Origin of the sequence: Haemophilus haemolyticus (assembly GCF_003490935.1) — a bacterium.
Classification (GTDB): Bacteria; Pseudomonadota; Gammaproteobacteria; order Enterobacterales; family Pasteurellaceae; genus Haemophilus; species Haemophilus haemolyticus_M.
Genome location: NZ_QQGD01000001.1, coordinates 298433 through 316900, shown reverse-complemented (window position 1 = coordinate 316900; position 18468 = coordinate 298433). Strand labels below are relative to the sequence as shown.

15 protein-coding genes are annotated in these 18468 nt (G+C 38.7%); 12 read left to right on the top strand and 3 right to left on the bottom strand.

Going from position 1 to position 18468, the window contains the following annotated elements; translation table 11 throughout:
- Positions 1-5: 5 nt before the first annotated feature.
- The 4 genes from DV417_RS01680 to glnE are packed head-to-tail and all read left to right on the top strand — an operon-like array spanning position 6 to position 7151.
- Positions 6-1376, top strand: a complete 1371-nt coding sequence (locus DV417_RS01680) for an N-acetylmuramoyl-L-alanine amidase (RefSeq protein WP_118803299.1) — start codon at positions 6-8, stop codon at positions 1374-1376.
- A complete protein-coding gene (gene mutL, locus DV417_RS01675) occupies positions 1377-3257 on the top strand; it encodes a DNA mismatch repair endonuclease MutL (RefSeq protein ID WP_118808296.1) in 1881 nt (626 codons plus the stop codon). It begins immediately after the preceding gene.
- 7 nt (positions 3258-3264) lie between these two features.
- Complete coding sequence (gene miaA / locus DV417_RS01670) at positions 3265-4200, top strand: tRNA (adenosine(37)-N6)-dimethylallyltransferase MiaA (protein ID WP_118878217.1); 936 nt, start codon at positions 3265-3267, stop codon at positions 4198-4200.
- Between the two features lie 5 nt (positions 4201-4205).
- Positions 4206-7151 carry a bifunctional [glutamate--ammonia ligase]-adenylyl-L-tyrosine phosphorylase/[glutamate--ammonia-ligase] adenylyltransferase gene (gene glnE / locus DV417_RS01665; protein ID WP_118878214.1) on the top strand — a complete coding sequence of 982 codons (2946 nt, stop codon included), beginning with the start codon at positions 4206-4208 and terminating at the stop codon, positions 7149-7151.
- 21 nt (positions 7152-7172) lie between these two features.
- Here the strand turns inward: glnE and recN are convergent, their stop codons facing one another.
- Both recN and DV417_RS01655 read right to left on the bottom strand, forming a co-directional pair.
- Entirely contained in the window at positions 7173-8849 is a 1677-nt protein-coding gene (gene recN, locus DV417_RS01660) for a DNA repair protein RecN (protein WP_118782184.1), read from the bottom strand.
- A 111-nt stretch (positions 8850-8960) separates the two neighbouring features.
- Positions 8961-9851, bottom strand: a complete 891-nt coding sequence (locus DV417_RS01655) for an NAD(+) kinase (RefSeq protein WP_118878427.1) — start codon at positions 9849-9851, stop codon at positions 8961-8963.
- A gap of 100 nt (positions 9852-9951) precedes the next feature.
- Between DV417_RS01655 and grpE the strand changes: the two genes are divergently transcribed.
- The 6 genes from grpE (at position 9952) to DV417_RS01625 (ending at position 15518) form a co-directional block, all read left to right on the top strand.
- Positions 9952-10548 (top strand): nucleotide exchange factor GrpE, encoded by a 597-nt coding sequence (grpE, locus tag DV417_RS01650; protein ID WP_153063329.1) that lies wholly within the window; start codon positions 9952-9954, stop codon positions 10546-10548.
- A 68-nt stretch (positions 10549-10616) separates the two neighbouring features.
- Complete coding sequence (locus DV417_RS01645; protein ID WP_118878209.1) at positions 10617-11036, top strand: nucleotidyltransferase substrate binding protein; 420 nt, start codon at positions 10617-10619, stop codon at positions 11034-11036.
- Complete coding sequence (locus DV417_RS01640) at positions 11020-11313, top strand: nucleotidyltransferase family protein (RefSeq protein ID WP_118878207.1); 294 nt, start codon at positions 11020-11022, stop codon at positions 11311-11313. The genes DV417_RS01645 and DV417_RS01640 overlap by 17 nt, the downstream gene beginning before the upstream one ends.
- A gap of 224 nt (positions 11314-11537) precedes the next feature.
- Positions 11538-13661 carry an anaerobic ribonucleoside-triphosphate reductase gene (nrdD, locus tag DV417_RS01635; protein ID WP_118878205.1) on the top strand — a complete coding sequence of 708 codons (2124 nt, stop codon included), beginning with the start codon at positions 11538-11540 and terminating at the stop codon, positions 13659-13661.
- A 119-nt stretch (positions 13662-13780) separates the two neighbouring features.
- Positions 13781-14641 carry an acyl-CoA thioesterase II gene (gene tesB, locus DV417_RS01630; protein WP_118878202.1) on the top strand — a complete coding sequence of 287 codons (861 nt, stop codon included), beginning with the start codon at positions 13781-13783 and terminating at the stop codon, positions 14639-14641.
- 10 nt (positions 14642-14651) lie between these two features.
- Positions 14652-15518, top strand: a complete 867-nt coding sequence (locus tag DV417_RS01625; protein WP_118878200.1) for a ferritin-like domain-containing protein — start codon at positions 14652-14654, stop codon at positions 15516-15518.
- 75 nt (positions 15519-15593) lie between these two features.
- Here the strand turns inward: DV417_RS01625 and cysS are convergent, their stop codons facing one another.
- Complete coding sequence (gene cysS / locus DV417_RS01620) at positions 15594-16973, bottom strand: cysteine--tRNA ligase (RefSeq protein WP_065250170.1); 1380 nt, start codon at positions 16971-16973, stop codon at positions 15594-15596.
- A gap of 102 nt (positions 16974-17075) precedes the next feature.
- On the opposite strand from cysS, the gene DV417_RS01615 reads away from it, so the two are divergent.
- Positions 17076-17585, top strand: coding sequence for a peptidylprolyl isomerase (locus DV417_RS01615; protein ID WP_005634038.1), 510 nt, complete (start codon positions 17076-17078; stop codon positions 17583-17585).
- Positions 17586-17639: 54 nt separating this feature from the next.
- Complete coding sequence (locus DV417_RS01610; protein ID WP_118878198.1) at positions 17640-18428, top strand: TatD family hydrolase; 789 nt, start codon at positions 17640-17642, stop codon at positions 18426-18428.
- The last annotated feature ends 40 nt before the right edge of the window (positions 18429-18468 follow it).

Sequence of the window (18468 nt, the reverse complement as noted above, 5' to 3'; positions counted from 1 at the left end):
TATTTATGAAAACAAAAATTTTATTTTTTCTTTTTTTCTCAACGTTTAGCTTCTCTCTTTTTGCAGCACCTATTACGATTGCGATTGACCCAGGTCATGGAGGAAAAGATCCCGGTGCAATCAGCCGAAACTTAGGCATTTATGAAAAAAATGTCACCCTTTCGATTGCAAAAGAGTTAAAAGCCTTACTCGATAAAGATCCAAATTTTCGCGGCGTATTAACACGAAGCGGTGATTACTATATTTCCGTGCCTGAGCGTTCAGAAATCGCACGTAAATTTAAAGCGAATTATCTCATTTCCATTCATGCGGATTCATCCGAATCACCTGAGCGTCGCGGCGCATCAGTCTGGGTGTTATCAAACCGTCGAGCTAATGATGAAATGGGTCAATGGTTAGAAGACGATGAAAAACGCTCCGAATTACTTGGTGGCGCAGGAAAAGTGCTTTCGCACAATAATGATAAATACCTAGATCAAACTGTACTTGATTTACAATTTGGTCATAGCCAACGTACAGGTTATGAACTTGGCAAACATATTTTAAGTCATTTTTCAAAAGTGACGACTTTAAGCCGCAGTGTTCCTCAACATGCAAGCCTTGGCGTTTTACGTTCGCCCGATATTCCTTCCGTGTTAGTGGAAACAGGTTTTCTATCAAATTCTGATGAAGAACAAAAACTTAACTCTCAAACTTATCGTCGCCGCATTGCTTATATGATTTATGAAGGCTTGGTCGCATTCCGAGGTGGAAAAGTAAAACCCTTTGTTAATGATGATTTTGTTCAAAATATCAAACAAAATGACACAAAAAATTCAGAAAAAAATAACCGCACTTCCGAACAAAATACAAATGAAAATAACATAAAAGACAGTGGTATTCGTCATATTGTAAAAAAGAGGGAAAGTTTAGGAAGCCTTGCGAATAAATACGATGTCAAAGTGGCGGACATTGTGGCGTTAAACAAATTAAAACGCGAAGCGCTTTGGATTGGTGAAACCGTAAAAATTCCAGATAATGGAAAAACTCAGAAAGTACAAGATGACAAAGTAAATTCATCAAAAAATAAAGAAAGTGCGGTGAAAAAGACTGAAAAAACGACTGAAAAAACCAATACTGTAAAAGTAGAAAAATCAGAAAATAAAACGGATAAAAATACATCCTCAAATAAAACGAAAAAAGAGGAAACCTCATCCACTAAAAAATCGGATGAGAAAAAAGAAATCCCGCTTTACCATGTCATTCAAAAAGATCAGACAATCTATGCTGTATCGCGAGAATACAATATTTCAGTCAACCAAATTTTAAAGCTGAATCCAAAATTAAAAGATGGTAAAGCCCTAAGCGGACAAAAAATTAAATTAAGAGAAAAATAAATGCCAATTAAAATTCTTTCCCCACAACTTGCGAACCAAATTGCTGCTGGTGAAGTGGTCGAACGCCCTGCGTCTGTAGTGAAAGAATTAGTGGAAAATAGCCTTGATGCAGGTGCAAATAAAATCCAAATTGATATCGAAAATGGTGGGGCAAATTTAATCCGCATTCGTGACAACGGCTGTGGCATTCCCAAAGAAGAATTAAGCCTGGCTCTAGCTCGACATGCTACGAGTAAAATAGCCGATCTTGACGATCTCGAGGCAATTTTAAGTTTAGGTTTTCGTGGTGAAGCTTTAGCAAGCATCAGCTCGGTATCGCGCTTAACGCTCACCTCTCGCACCGAAGCGCAAACTGAAGCGTGGCAAGTTTATGCGCAAGGTCGTGAGATGGAAACCACAATCAAACCCGCATCACATCCCGTTGGCACAACAGTTGAAGTCGCCAATCTTTTTTTCAACACGCCAGCCCGCCGAAAATTTTTGCGCACAGATAAAACAGAATTTGCTCATATTGATGAAGTCATTCGCCGTATTGCTTTAACAAAATTTAACACGGCATTTACGCTAACGCATAATGGGAAAATCATCCGTCAATATCGTCCAGCTGAAGAGCTCAATCAGCAACTAAAACGTGTTGCAGCTATTTGTGGAGATGATTTTGTCAAAAATGCCTTACGAATTGATTGGAAACACGATGATTTGCACTTATCGGGCTGGGTAGCTACACCAAATTTTAGACGAACTCAAAATGATTTAAGTTATTGCTATATTAATGGTCGAATGGTGAGAGATAAAGTGATCAGTCATGCTATTCGACAAGCCTATGCACAATATTTACCAACCGATGCTTATCCTGCGTTTGTGTTGTTTATTGACTTAAACCCACATGATGTGGATGTCAATGTTCATCCGACCAAACATGAAGTGCGCTTTCACCAACAACGCCTCATTCATGATTTTATTTACGAAGGCATCAGCCATGCGCTAAACAATCAAGAACAGCTTAATTGGCACACAGACCAAAGTGCGGTAGAAAATCACGAAGAAAATACGGTGCGTGAGCCCCAACCAAATTATAGCATTCGTCCTAATCGTGCCGCTGCGGGGCAAAATATCTTTGCGCCACAATATCATGAAAAACCACAGCAAAATCAACCGCACTTTTCTAATACACCAGTGTTGCCAAATCATGTAACTACCGGTTATCGAGATTACCGTTCTGATGCACCGAGTAAAACTGAGCAACGTTTATATGGTGAATTGTTACGCACATTACCACCTACAGAGCAAAAGGATATATCACAACAAAATATTTCAGATACAGCTAAAATCATCTCAACTGAAATAATTGAGTGCTCATCACATCTGCGCGCCCTTTCACTTATTGAAAATCGCGCGTTGTTATTACAACAAAACCAAGATTTCTTTTTGCTTTCATTGGAAAAATTACAACGCTTGCAATGGCAACTAGCGTTAAAACAAATACAGATTGAACAACAGCCTTTATTGATTCCCATTGTGTTTCGTTTAACGGAAGCACAATTTCAAACATGGCAACAATATTCGGCTGATTTCAAAAAAATTGGCTTTGAATTTATCGAAAATCAAGCACAATTACGCTTAACCTTAAATAAAGTGCCAAGTGTATTACGCACACAAAATCTACAAAAATGCGTGATGGCAATGCTGACTAGAGATGAAAATTCATCACCATTTTTAACCTCACTTTGCGCACAATTAGAATGTAAAACCTTTGACGCTTTAGCGGACGCACTCAATTTATTGAGCGAGACGGAACGTTTACTCACGCAAACGAATCGCACGGCATTCATCCAATTACTCAAACCTGTTAATTGGCAGCCTTTATTAGACGAAATTTAGATTCTTCATGAAACCAACCGCAATTTTTTTAATGGGCCCTACAGCCTCAGGTAAAACAGATTTAGCCATTCAACTACGAAGATCGCTTCCAGTCGAAGTGATTAGTGTGGATTCGGCTCTTATTTATAAGGGAATGGATATTGGCACAGCGAAACCATCAAAAGAAGAACTTGACCTTGCGCCTCACCGTTTGATTGATATTTTAGATCCTTCAGAAAGCTATTCCGCAATGAATTTCCGCGATGATGCGCTACGCGAAATGGCGGGTATTACCGCACAAGGCAAAATTCCGTTACTAGTGGGCGGTACGATGTTGTATTACAAAGCATTAATTGAAGGGCTTTCTCCCTTGCCTTCTGCTGATGAAGATATTCGCGCCGAGATCGAACAAAAAGCAGAACAACAAGGTTGGGCAACATTACACGCAGAACTCGCCAAAATCGATCCCATGTCTGCCGCCCGAATTAATCCTAGCGATTCTCAACGAATCAATCGTGCTTTAGAAGTTTTTTACATCACAGGAAAATCACTCACAGAGCTTACAGAAGAAAAGGGCGAAGCCTTGCCTTATGATTTTGTGCAATTTGCGATTGCGCCGCAAGATCGCCATATTTTGCATGACCGCATCGAACAACGCTTTCATAAAATGATTGAACTGGGCTTTCAAGAAGAAGTGGAAAAACTTTATGCGCGTGGCGATTTAAATATTAATCTACCGTCAATTCGCTGTGTAGGCTATCGTCAAATGTGGGAATATTTGCAAGGCGATTATGATCACGAAGAAATGATTTTCCGTGGTATTTGTGCAACTCGCCAACTTGCAAAACGCCAGCTCACTTGGCTGCGCGGTTGGAAAACACCAATACAATGGCTGGATAGTTTGCAACCTAAACAAGCGAAAGAAGCCGTATTACGTCACTTAGATTCTTATCAAAAAGGTTAGAAAAAATGACCGCACTTTCTGCCCTCATTGAACAAAAATTACAATCCCTTGGCGCAATCCTGTGCCAATCTTTTCCAGACATTTCCCCAGAAAAAATTCACGACGCCATTCAACAAAATTCAAATCATCCTGAACTGCCTGTTTATCAATTAGGCTATTCTATGGCAATGTCTGACTTTGTGGAAAAAGTCTTGCAAAAATACCCGCACTTAGTGAAACAATGGTGGGAAAAATCCCCCTGTTTTGCAAATTGCTCTGCCTATATTGAACGTTTGAATAGAGAGTTAGCCAATGTACATGACGAAACCTCACTCTATCAAACATTACGCCAATTCCGTAACATTGAAATGGCAAAATTAAGTTTTTGTCAAAGTTTGAATCTTGCGACCGTTGAGGAAATTTTTGTTCAGCTTTCACAACTTGCAGAAAGTTTAATTATCGCTGCCCGCGATTGGCTTTATCATCAAGCCTGTGCGGAGATGGGCACACCAATGGATGAACAAGGTAATCCGCAGCATCTTTATATCCTAGGAATGGGGAAATTAGGCGGCTTTGAACTAAATTTTTCCTCAGATATTGATTTAATTTTTACTTATCCATCACAAGGGGAAACGTCCATTGAGAATACGAATGCTCGACGTTCTGTGGATAATGGAAAATTTTTTACGCGTTTAGGGCAACGCCTCATTTCTGCCTTAGATGAATTTACTTCTGATGGTTTTGTGTATCGAACTGATATGCGCTTGCGACCATTTGGTGACAGCGGTACGCTTGTTCTCAGCTTTGCGGCAATGGAACAATATTATCAAGATCAAGGTCGAGATTGGGAACGCTATGCAATGATTAAAGGGCGAGTATTGGGCGCACAAACAAAGGATCCCAACGTATCCAAATTACAAAAAATGTTACGCCCCTTTGTGTATCGTCGCTATATTGACTTTAGTGTGATTCAATCTTTACGCGAAATGAAAGGCAAAATTGAGCGAGAAGTACGCCGTCGTGGTTTGAAAGATAATATTAAACTAGGTGCTGGTGGTATTCGTGAAGTCGAATTTATCGTACAAGTTTTTCAACTCATTCGAGGCGGGAGAGAAATCAATCTGCAACAACATTCACTCTTAAAGATCTTGCCTGAAATTACCAAACTAGGATTAATTACCGAGCTACAATTCCACGATTTACGTGAAAGTTATATTTTTTTACGCCGCGTAGAAAACATTCTACAAGCCATTAACGATCAACAAACTCAAACACTGCCAACCGATGAAATAGATCAAATTCGTTTAGTCGAGGCATGTAAAACATTCACCTGTTTAAATGAAAATAATCAAACCATTGAAAAACATTATCCAATAGAAAATTGGGACGATTTTTACCGCACTTTACAACAAAAACAAGAAAAAGTGCGGGCTGTATTTACTCAATTAATCGGTGATGAACAAGATGAGCCTTCACAAACTGATAGCCAATGGCAAGATTTTTTAGAATCAGATTTTGAGGATATTGAACAGACATTATTAGAGAGCGGCATATCAGAAAATAATATTGATGACGTTTTAGAAAAGCTTGCTCAATTCAAAGACAGCCTAAATCACAGAGTGATTGGTTCGCGTGGACGTGATGTTTTGAGTCATTTGATGCCAACAGTACTTGCACTCATTTTTGAACAAGAAAATTACCGCACTTTGCTCCCCCGAATTCTGAACATTATTGAAAAAATTTCGAGTCGCACGACTTATTTAGAATTATTATTGGAAAATCCTCGTGCCCTTCAGCAAGTTATTGAACTTTGTGCGCAGTCTCAACTTATCTCAGAGCAACTGGCCCGCCATCCTATCTTATTAGATGAATTGCTTAATACAGAAGCGCTACGCCATCCGTTGCCATTTACCCAATATCCTGCAGAGTTACACCAATATTTGCTTCGTTTACCACCTGATGATGAAGAACAGCTTATTGATGCTTTACGTCAATTTAAACAAGCAACCCTATTAAAAGTGGCTGCGGCAGATATTTTAGGGGCATTACCGGTGATGAAGGTAAGCGATCATTTAACCTATCTTGCCGAAGCAATTATTGAAGTCGTTGTGAATCTAGCTTGGAAACAAGTTTCGTCTAAATTTGGTGTGCCTGAACATTTACAAAATGGTGAAAAAGGATTTCTAGTTATTGGTTATGGAAAACTGGGTGGTATTGAACTCGGTTATAAATCCGATTTAGACCTCGTATTTTTGTACGATGCCGTAGAAAGTCAAACAACAGGTGGCAAAAAAGTGATTGATAGCAATCAATTTTACCTGCGTTTGGCACAAAAGATTGTAAGTATTTTCAGCATAAATACTTCCGCTGGCGTACTTTATGAGGCAGATATGCGCCTACGCCCTTCTGGCGATGCTGGCTTAATTGGCTGCTCTCTTTCTGCATTTGCCCATTATCAATTAAATGAAGCTTGGACATGGGAAAAACAAGCTCTTGTGCGTGCTCGCCCTGTATTTGGTGAATCATCTCTTAAAGCTAAATTTGAGCATATCCGCCAACAAGTACTTTCTGCATCACGAGATATTGAGCAATTAAAGCGAGATATTGTGGAAATGCGAGGAAAAATGTTCGCGCATTTGTCCCATTCAAAAGATGGTGAATTTAACCTTAAAACAGATCGCGGTGGTATCACTGATATTGAATTTATTGCTCAATATTTAATGCTTGCCAATGCCCCAAAAAACCCACAACTAACAAAATGGTCAGACAATGTACGTATTTTCGATGATATGGCAGAGGCTAAAATTATTAGCCAAACAGACTGCGACACATTAAAACAATGTTATGTTGATTTACGCAATGCTATTCACCATTTAAATTTGATCGGCAAATCCCCTGTTGTAGATGAAACTGAATTTGTCAAAGAGCGGTCATTTATTCAAGCATTTTGGGATAAGCTATTTAGTTCATAAAATAGTAATGAAATCCCATTTTTAATGAACTAAATCTAACATTTCCTGTGCATTGGCTAAGGCTAATTCTGTAATTTCACTTCCGCCCAAGAGTCTTGCCAAGGCTGGTACACGTTCAGCTTGTGAAAGTGCGGTCATTTGTGTTTCAGTTTTATTATCCACAGTAAATTTTTCTACATTGAACTGATGGTGGCCATGACAAGCAACCTGTGGCAAGTGCGTTACGCATAATACTTGGCAGCGTTCACTTAATTGACGTAAAAGTTTTCCGACAACACTTGCTGTTTTTCCGCTAATGCCCACGTCCACTTCATCGAAAATTAACGTTGGAATAGCCGATTGATCAGAAGTTAAAACTTGAATCGCCAAAGAAATACGAGAAAGCTCACCACCAGAGGCAATTTTAGCTAACGCTTGAGGTTGTTGACCTAAATTACTACGCAAAGTAAAAATCACATTATCCGCACCGTTTGATCCTACTTTATCTAAATCCGTATTCAACTCTACATAAAATTCAGCATTTTCCATTGCAAGTTGTTTTATCGACTGCGTGACATTCTGCGCTAAGCGAGCTGCAGATTGCTGACGACTTACAGTTAATGCTTTAGCCGTTGATTGCATTTGTTCAAATGCGAGTTTTTCTTGCTCAATCAACATCTCTTCACTTTCAGAAAAATCTAAAAGTGCGGTTAATTCTGCTTTTAATTTTTTGTGATGTTCCACAAGATCTTCAGGTTTAACTTGATGTTTACGAGCAAGTTGTAAAGCCTGACTAATTCTTTGTTCTATTTCCTGTAAAAGTTGAGGATCTTGCTCGATATTACTCGATAAATTTCGCACTTCACTGGTTGCTTCTTGCACTTGAATCAACGCATCATTCAACATACTTTGCACTTCAGCATATTGCGGATCAAGTTCAGCTAATTCATCAATATATTGTGTCGCACGATAAAGCAAGCTATCGATATTTACCGTGTCATTTTCACTTAAAATTTGCAGGACTGATTGAGAAAGTTGAGTTAGCTGTTCGCTGCTAGATAAACGACGTTGTTCATCTTCTAATTCCAAATATTCATTTGGTCGAAGGTTAAATTCATCTAACTCATCCACTTGATACTGTAAAAGTTGTTTACGTGCTTCATTTTCTGCCACTTTTTGTTGAAAGGTTTTAACCTGATTTTGAAGATTTTTCCACGCCTGATACTCTTCACGCATTTTCACAAGTAATTCAGGATGTCTGGCAAAATTATCAACTAACTGAAGCTGATAGTCATTTTTTAGCAATAATTGAGAAGCGTGCTGCCCATTAATATGAACAAGATATTGACCAATTTCTTTTAATTGAGACGCGGATACAGGAGTACTATTAATAAAAGCTTTAGAACGTCCGTCTGCATTAATCACACGACGCAAAATACACTCAGTGGGATTATCTGGATCTTGTAATTCTTGATCATTCAACCATTGATAAGCAGGATTCTGGGATTCTAGTTGGAAAGTTGCACAAATTTCTGCACGTTCTTGCCCTTCGCGTACCATTGAAGTTTCTACTCTTTGTCCAAAACATAAACCTAAAGCATCAATGGCGATAGATTTACCAGCCCCTGTTTCCCCAGTAATAACAGACATTCCTTTCGCCAATTCGATATCAAGCTGGCGAACAATCGCAAAATTATTGATAGTAAGTTGAGTAAGCATAACAAAATCCTTTAACTGTATATCAATCATATTAAAACTGATTTAATTTACAGTAAAGGATTTTTTTACAGTATTTTAATGATGCGTTTCTACTATGCTTTTTTATAAAAACTAAAATGATTTCAACCAACCTAATTTGGTACTTAATACATTGTAATAATTATAATTTTTTAGGTGAAGCAATCGGAGTTTATGCTCGCTTTTTTGAATATGAACCACGTCATCAGGGGTAAAAGGTAAGGCTATTTGACTATCACAGCCCACTTCTAATTGAGATGTATTATGTTCAGCAAAACGAATCGATATTTTGCTATCACCATCAATAACAAGAGGACGAGAAGTTAATGTATGTGGAAACATAGGCACTAGCGCAATGGCATTAAGGTTTGGTGTCAAAATCGGGCCACCAGCGGAAAGAGAATAAGCCGTAGAACCTGTTGGAGTAGAAACAATTAATCCATCAGAACGTTGTGAAAATGCAAACTTATCATTGATATATACATGAAAATCAATCATGTGCGCAATTTTCGCAGGGTGAATAACCGCCTCATTCACTGCATTACCTGTCGATACAATTTCACCTGTACGCTCAATTTTTGCTTCCAATAAAAAACGTTCTTCGACGAAGAATTCACCGCGTTCTAAACAAGCTTCAAGTTGAGCATAGGCATTTTTCGGGTCAATATCTGTTAAAAATCCCAAATTACCACGGTTGATGCCAATCAATGGAATATCATATTTTGCTAATACGCGAGCACGCCCCAACATATTGCCATCACCACCAATCACGATAACCAACTGTGCTTGGCAACCAATTTCATCAAGTGTTGCAAGATTTTCTGCAGGAAGCCCAAGTTTTTCAGCAACATCTTTTTCCATCATTACTTGATAGCCGCGTTCCGTTAACCAGTGAAACAAATTTTTGTGCATTTGTAGGTTAATGTCATTTCTAGGTTTTCCTACAAGCCCAATGGTTTTAAAGGAACAATATAAATTATTCATAAAATAAACCGCACTTGAATTTAACATTTTCGTCATTATATAGTTTTTTGTTAGACTATAGCTAACGACTATGGCGAATTTTGTATTTACGGAGAAAAAAATGTCAGAACAAGAACAAAAAATTGAAACCCCAGAAGTAGAAAAGCAAGAAGACTCTGTTGTGGAAGAAACACAACAAACAGAGCCTTCTCAAGAACTTGATCCTTTAGAAGAAGCTATTGCACGAGTGCAAGAGCTTGAAGAGCAGCTAAAAACTCAAATAGAAGAAGCGGCAAACAAAGAACAGGATATTTTACTTCGCTCTCGTGCTGAAATTGAAAATCTTCGTCGTCGTACTGAACAAGACGTTGAAAAAGCACATAAATTCGCATTAGAAAAATTCTCAAAAGACATTTTGAATACTATCGATAACCTAGAGCGCGCACTTGCCACTCCAGCAAATAAAGAAGATGAAAGCGTAAAAGCGTTATTTGACGGCGTAGAACTGACCTTAAAAGAATTAGTTTCAACCGTTGGTCGTTTTGGTGTGGAAGCTGTAGGTGTTGTCGGAGAAGCATTTAATCCTGACTTACATCAAGCCATTTCAATGCAACCTGCTGAAGGCTTTGAAAGCAATCAAATTAGCGTCGTATTGCAAAAAGGCTACACCTTAAATGGTCGAGTCATTCGCCCTGCTATGGTAATGGTGGCAGCTTAATTTATATTTTGTCTAAAAAGCGGTCGGTTTTTCGGCCGTTTTTACCAATTACTCCATAAGGATCCGCAATGGTTGATTTCGATCTCACGCCTTTAAAAAAGGCTATTTTACGGTTAGAAGAGGGTCTAACTCGTTATCAAGAAGACATTTCTGATATTCAAATTCGCGATGGCTTGGTTCAACGCTTTGAATTTACGTATGAAATTAGCCATAAAATCCTTAAACGTTATTTAGAAAAAACATCCGCTAACCCTGATGAATTTGATGAAATGACTTTTCAAAATATCATCCGATTAGGAAATGAAAAAAATCTATTAATGAGAGATTGGACACATTGGCGAAAATTTCGAGATATGCGAAGCCGTACTAGCCACACTTACGATGAAGAAACAGCAATTCAAGTTGTTTCTGGCATACCTGAATTTTTACAAGAAGCCAAATTTTTACAAAAGGCTCTACAAGAGAAATTAGATGCTTATCATTTCTAGTCAAGAGCTTGAGATTATCAAAGCAATTTTACAACGCTATGTGCCCGAACATTCTGTTTGGGCATTTGGTTCACGTGTTAAAGGCACGACAAAACCCTATTCAGATTTAGATTTGGCCATCATAACAAACACCCCGCTTAATTTACAAACTCACGCCGATCTAGTTGATGCCTTTTCCGAATCTGACTTGCCTTGGCGCGTTGATCTTGTAGATTGGTCATTAACTAGCGAAAAATTTAAACAAATCATTTTAAATTGTCACGAAGTCATTCAGTAATCTATTCTCTCAATCAAAACTTTGATCTCGCTCACAAAATCAAAAAATATTTGAGAAAAGTTCTCAACAACTTAATTCGATATTTTTCTAATAAAATCAATCTTTAACAAAATTCTCTTACAATAAAATATCTAAAAACACTACATATTGTGTGTTGATTATCTTTTTAGATCTATATATAGTGCAATCCGCATTTCAAAAACACTATATATTGGAGCTATATTATGAGTAACTTTGGGGTCATCAAGCGCGATGGTTCTCGTGCAGAGTTTGAGATTCAACGTATCATCAATGCCATTAAAAAAGCCGCAAGTGCGGTCAATATTTCCGATGAATTTTATTGCCACCAAATTGGGCAAGAAGTAGGAAATGAAATTTTCACCCATCATCAAGGCGAGATTGATATTAATCAGATTCAAAAAATCGTTGAAGATAAATTGATGGCAAGTCGTTATCCCGAGGTTGCTCGTGCGTATATCGAATATCGTCATGATCGTGATTTAGCCCGTGAAAAACGTAGTCAGTTAACAAAAGAAATTGAAGGTTTGATTGAACAAAGCAACGTAGAATTACTTAATGAAAACGCCAATAAAGACGCGAAAGTGATTCCAACACAACGTGATTTGCTAGCTGGGATTGTCGCAAAACATTATGCCAAACACCATATTCTTCCACGCGATGTGGTGGAGGCTCACGAAAAAGGGGAAATTCATTATCACGATTTAGATTACGCGCCGTTCTTCCCAATGTTTAACTGTATGTTAGTTGATTTAGAAGGGATGCTTTCTCGTGGTTTTAAAATGGGTAATGCGGAAATCGAACCCCCTAAATCTATCGGCACCGCAACGGCAGTGACAGCACAAATTATCGCCCAAGTCGCCAGCCATATTTACGGTGGCACAACCATTAACCGTATTGATGAAGTGCTTTCCCCTTATGTGCAAATCAGTTACGAAAAACACCTCAAACATGCCCAAGAATGGAACGTGCCTGATATTGAAGGTTATGCAAAAGCATTGATTGAAAAGGAATGTTTCGATGCCTTCCAATCTTTAGAATATGAAGTCAATACACTGCATACTTCGAATGGACAAACACCGTTTGTTACCTTTGGTTTTGGTTTAGGTACAAGCTGGCAATCCCGCTTAATTCAGCAAGCTATTTTGAAAAATCGTATTCGTGGACTCGGAAAAAATCATAAAACGCCAGTCTTTCCAAAACTTGTTTTCACCATTAAAAAAGGCTTGAACCAAACTCAAGGCGATCCGAATTACGATATCAAACAACTCGCTTTGGAATGTGCATCAAAACGTATGTATCCAGATATTCTCAATTACGATCAGGTTGTCAAAGTTACGGGATCTTTTAAAGCCCCAATGGGATGTCGTAGCTTTTTAGGTGCATACGAAGAAGACGGACATGAAATTCACGATGGGCGTAATAATCTTGGTGTGGTAAGTTTGAATTTACCGCGTATTGCGTTGGAGTCTAAAAACGAAGAAGATTTCTACCGCACTTTAGATGAACGTTTGGCTATTGCGAAAAAAGCATTAATGACGCGTATTGCCCGCCTTGAGAATACCAAAGCTCGCGTTGCTCCCATTCTTTATATGGAAGGCGCATGCGGAGTGCGGTTAAAAGCGGATGAAAATGTGGCACAAATTTTCAAAAATGGACGCGCCTCTATTTCGCTCGGCTATATCGGTATTCACGAAACCATTAATGCGCTATATAACAAAGGACATATTTTTGATGATGAACAATTACGCGAAAAAGGCATTGCGATTGTTCGCCACCTTAGCGAGGCAGTTAAACGCTGGCAAAAAGAAACAGGCTATGCCTTCAGTCTTTACTCCACGCCAAGCGAAAACTTATGCGACCGATTCTGCCGTCTAGACACCAAAAAATTTGGCGTGATTGAAGGCGTCACGGATAAAGGCTACTACACAAATAGTTACCACTTAGATGTAGAAAAGAAAGTGAATCCTTACGACAAACTGGATTTTGAAATGGCATATCCCCCACTCGCCAGCGGCGGTTTTATTTGCTATGGCGAATATCCAAATATTCAACACAACTTAAAAGCATTGGAAGATGTGTGGGATTATAGCTACGATCGCGTGCCTTACTACGGCACAAACACACCGATTGACGAATGTTATGAATGTGGTTTCACCGGTGAGTTTGAATGTACCAGTAAAGGTTTCGTCTGCCCGAAATGTGGCAATCACGATAGCACAAAAGTGTCTGTCACTCGCCGCGTATGTGGCTATCTAGGCAGCCCTGATGCCCGCCCATTTAATGCTGGAAAACAGGAAGAAGTGAAGAGAAGAGTTAAACATCTTTGATTAACACGCTAGCAAAAGCACGCATTTTTTAATACGTGCTTTTTGTTTTTCCAACTTTGGCATTCCCCAAAATCTCCGCTAAAATAACCGCACTTTTTCTTATCTTAAAGGAAAGCAATATGTCAGATATTCTCAATAACCTCATTCATCTTCTTAAACTTGAAAAAATTGATGATTTAATCTTTCGTGGTGAAAGCCAAGATTTAGGTTTTCGTCAAGTATTTGGCGGGCAAGTTGTGGCTCAAGCATTATCAGCAGCAATGCAGGTCGCGCCAGAAGATCGCATTTTACATTCTTGTCATGCCTATTTTCTTGCCCCAGGAGACAGCCAATATCCGATTATTTACGATGTGGAAACCTTGCGTGAAGGGCGTAATTTTTCTGCATTACGCGTGAAAGCCATTCAACATAAAAATACTATTTGTCATGTAACCGCTTCTTTCCAAGTGCCAGAAAAAGGTTTTGAACATCAAAATACAATGCCAAATGTTGGTGCGCCTGAAGACTTTACGGATGAAAATGTGATGCTACAAAAAGTGGCTCAAACCTTGCCAGAACCACTCAATGAAAAATTTGCAGCAGAGCGTCCATTTGAGGTACGTACCAAATATTTGAATAACCCATTTAACGGGACAAAATTGCCAGCCGAGCAATATTCTTGGTTTAAAACCAATGGTGAAACGCCGCTTGATATAAAAATTCAGCAATGTTTATTGGCTTATTTTTCTGATTTTCACTGTATTTTGACCGCACTTCATCCGCACGAAAAAGGCTTTTTACAAAAAGGAATGAAAGTGGCAACCATTGATCACAGTATTTGGTTCCATCGTCCGTTTGATTTAAATCACTGGCATTTGCACGCAATTGAAAGCAATAATGCATTTGGAGGCCGAGGCTTAGCACGCGGACAAATTTTCTCGCAAGATGGTAAATTAATCGCGACAACACAACAAGAAGGCTTGATCCGTTTTAACGAATAAGAGAGAAAAAATGACCGCACTTATTACACAATTTTGGCAACAAGTTGAAACCGCACTAAAAACAGCGAATCCACAAGAAAAATGTAGTTTAGTTAATGACCTCTACGATAATCTTCTGCCACAAATTCAGTTGATTAAATTAGAAGATTTTCCCGAAGTCGTACCGCAAGATAATATTGCCGCTTTTCCTGAAAAACCACTCTTAGTTGCACCGAAAGATGTGCCAAAACGTTCTTTTGCTACAGAAGAAGGCTATGCAGCCACATTGCACGCTATTACCCATATTGAGTTTAATGCGATTAATTTAGGCTTAGATGCCGCTTGGCGATTCGGGCGTAATGCACAAGAAGAACTTGGTGAAGGTTTGGCTTTTGTGAAGGATTGGTTGCGTGTCGCTCGTGAAGAAAGCACGCACTTTTCCTTAGTCAATGAACATTTGAAAACATTGGGTTATCAATATGGTGATTTTGAAGCACATGCTGGATTATGGGAAATGGCGCAAGCCACCGCACACGATATTTGGGAACGAATGGCGTTAGTTCCTCGTGTATTAGAAGCTCGAGGTCTCGATGCAACACCTGTTCTGCAAGAGAAAATCGCACAACGTAAAGATTTTGCCGCAGTGAACATTTTGGATATTATTTTGCGCGATGAAATTGGACATGTGTATATCGGCAACCATTGGTATCACGCCCTTTCTAAAAAACGGGGTTTGGATGCGATGAAATGTTTTACAGAGCTGTTACACAAATATCGTATTGTGATTTTTAAAGGTGTCATTAATACCGATGCTCGTATTCAAGCAGGTTTCACTCAGCATGAGTTAGATTGGATTTATGAAGTGGAACAAACATTGAAATCCTATATTAAGAAATGATGAAAGAATAAAAAGACTAAGTTCTATTACATTCTGAACTTAGTCTTTTTAATGGAAGTGATTTAAGGTTTGAATTTATTGCTTACGCCAAGTTGTTCCATTCGCACCATCTTCTAATACGATACCCATAGCTGTAAGCTCATTACGCGCAGCATCTGCAGCTGCCCAATCTTTAGCTGCACGCGCTTCGTTGCGTTGTTTGATGAGCGCTTCAATTTTTGCCACTTCATCATCGTCGGAACCTGCTTGTAAGAATTTCTCTGGTTCTTGTTGAAGTAATCCTAAAATCGCCCCCAATTCACGCAAACGTGCGGCAAGGCCATTGGCTTTCTCAATATCTTCTGTTTTTAATTTGTTAATTTCACGCGCCATTTCGAATAAAACAGAAAGTGCATTTGGCGTATTAAAATCATCATCCATTGCCTCACGGAAAGTTTCTACAAAATTTTCTCCGCCCAAAACAACCGCACTTTGATCTGTTCCGCGTAAAGCCGTGTATAAACGTTCTAACGCACCTTGCGCTAAATTCAAGTTTTCTTCGCTATAATTGAGCTGGCTACGATAATGTGCCGTTAATAAGAAATAACGTACTGCCTCTGCATTATAGTGATTTAATACATCACGAATTGTGAAGAAATTGCCGAGGGATTTCGACATTTTTTCTTTATCCACCATAATCATGCCAGAGTGGATCCAATAATTGACATATTGGCCACCATGCGCACAGCAAGATTGCGCAATTTCATTTTCGTGGTGTGGAAACATTAAATCAGAGCCACCACCGTGAATATCAAAATGCTCACCAAGCTGTTTGCAGTTCATTGCGGAACATTCAATGTGCCAACCCGGACGACCTGCGCCCCAAGGGGAAGCCCAACTTGGTTCGTTTTCTTTCGACATTTTCCAAAGCACGAAATCCATTGGGTTTTTCTTGATTTCATTGATTTCAATACGTGCACCCGCTTGTAATTGCTCAAGATCTTGACGAGATAATTTTCCGTATTCTTTGAAGCTTTCTACATCAAACATCACATCACCATTATCCGCAACATAAGCATGTCCGCGTTTAATTAATTTTTCCACAATTTCAATAATTTCTGGAATATGATGGGTCGCACGAGGTTCAAAATCAGGGCGTAATACATTAAGAGCATCAAAATCTTTATACATTTCCTGCACCATACGATCCACTAACTGATCACAGGTTTCTTTATTTTCTAACGCACGTTTAATAATTTTGTCATCTACGTCCGTAATATTGCGCACATAAGTTAAATCGTAACCCAAAGAACGTAAATAACGGGCAATCACATCAAAACACACAAAAGTGCGTCCATGACCGATATGGCACAAATCATAAACAGTGACGCCACAAACATACATTCCCACTTTATTTTCGTGGATAGGTTTAAAGATTTCTTTTTCTCTCGTTAAGGTATTGAAAATTTTTAGCATTTTTAAGCTCGTAAAATGAAATAAAAACAAACCGCACTTTTATAGCACTTTTACCTCGATTGTGGAATAATACGACCCTTAATTTTTCAGAAGGAAAACAAAATGGTTACGTTACACACAAACTTTGGCGACATTAAAATTAAATTGGATTTTGATAAAGCTCCAGTTACAGCAGAAAACTTCTTAAATTACTGCAAAGATGGTTTTTATAATAACACAATTTTTCACCGTGTTATTGATGGCTTTATGATTCAAGGCGGTGGTATGGAAAGCGGTATGCGCGAAAAAGCAACCAAAGCACCTATCCAAAATGAAGCGAACAATCGTTTAAGTAACAAACGTGGAACCATTGCAATGGCTCGTACTTCAGATCCACATTCAGCGACCGCACAATTTTTCATTAACGTGGCAGACAACGATTTCTTAAATTATCGTTCAAAAGAAATGTTTGGTCGCGAAGTCGTTCAAGAATGGGGCTATGCGGTATTTGGTGAAGTGGTTGAAGGTATGGATGTTGTGGATAAAATCAAAAAAGTGAAAACAGGCAACAAAGGCTTTCATCAAGATGTTCCAACTGAAGATGTAGTGATTACATCGGTTTCAGTAGAATAATGGTGAATGGCGGATGAATTCCGCCATTTTTTATCGACCTAAAGGAAAATTCTCATGCCTTTCTTCGACACTCACACGCATCTTGATTATCTCCAACAATTTACTGGGGATCCTTTGTCACAGCTTGTTGATAATGCTAAGCAAGCCGATGTGCAAAAAATACTGATTGTGGCAGTGAAAGAAGCTGATTTTAAAACAATCCAAAATATGACCGCACTTTTTCCTAATAATTTGTGCTATGGGCTTGGGCTCCATCCTCTTTATATTCAAGAACACGCCGAAAATGATTTGATTCTGTTAGAACAAGCCTTAAAAAATCGTGATGCAAATTGCACGGCGGTGGCAGAAATTGGTTTAGAACGCACGATTCCTGATTTGCTCACCGATGAACTTTGGGCGAAACAATGCCATTTTTTTGAAAGCCAACTTTATTTGGCAAAGCAATTTAACTTACCCGTCAATATTCACAGTCGAAAAACCCATGATCAAATTTTTACTTTTTTAAAACGTATTCCATTATCTAAACTTGGCGTGGTACACGGTTTTTCAGGAAGCTACGATCAAGCAAAACGCTTTGTTGATTTAGGTTATAAAATCGGGGTTGGCGGCACTATCACTTATGAACGCGCCAATAAAACTCGTCAAGCGATTGCAAAACTACCACTTGATGCCTTAGTGTTGGAAACAGACAGTCCAGATATGCCTGTATTTGGTTTTCAAGGCCAACCTAATCGACCAGAGCGTATTGTGGAAAGTTTCAAAGCCCTTTGCACCTTAAGAAATGAATCTGCAGAATTGATTAAAAAAGCCACATGGGAAAATGCTTGCCAGATTTTTTCTTGATCCACGTCACATTACTGAAATTATTTTGAATTAAATACTA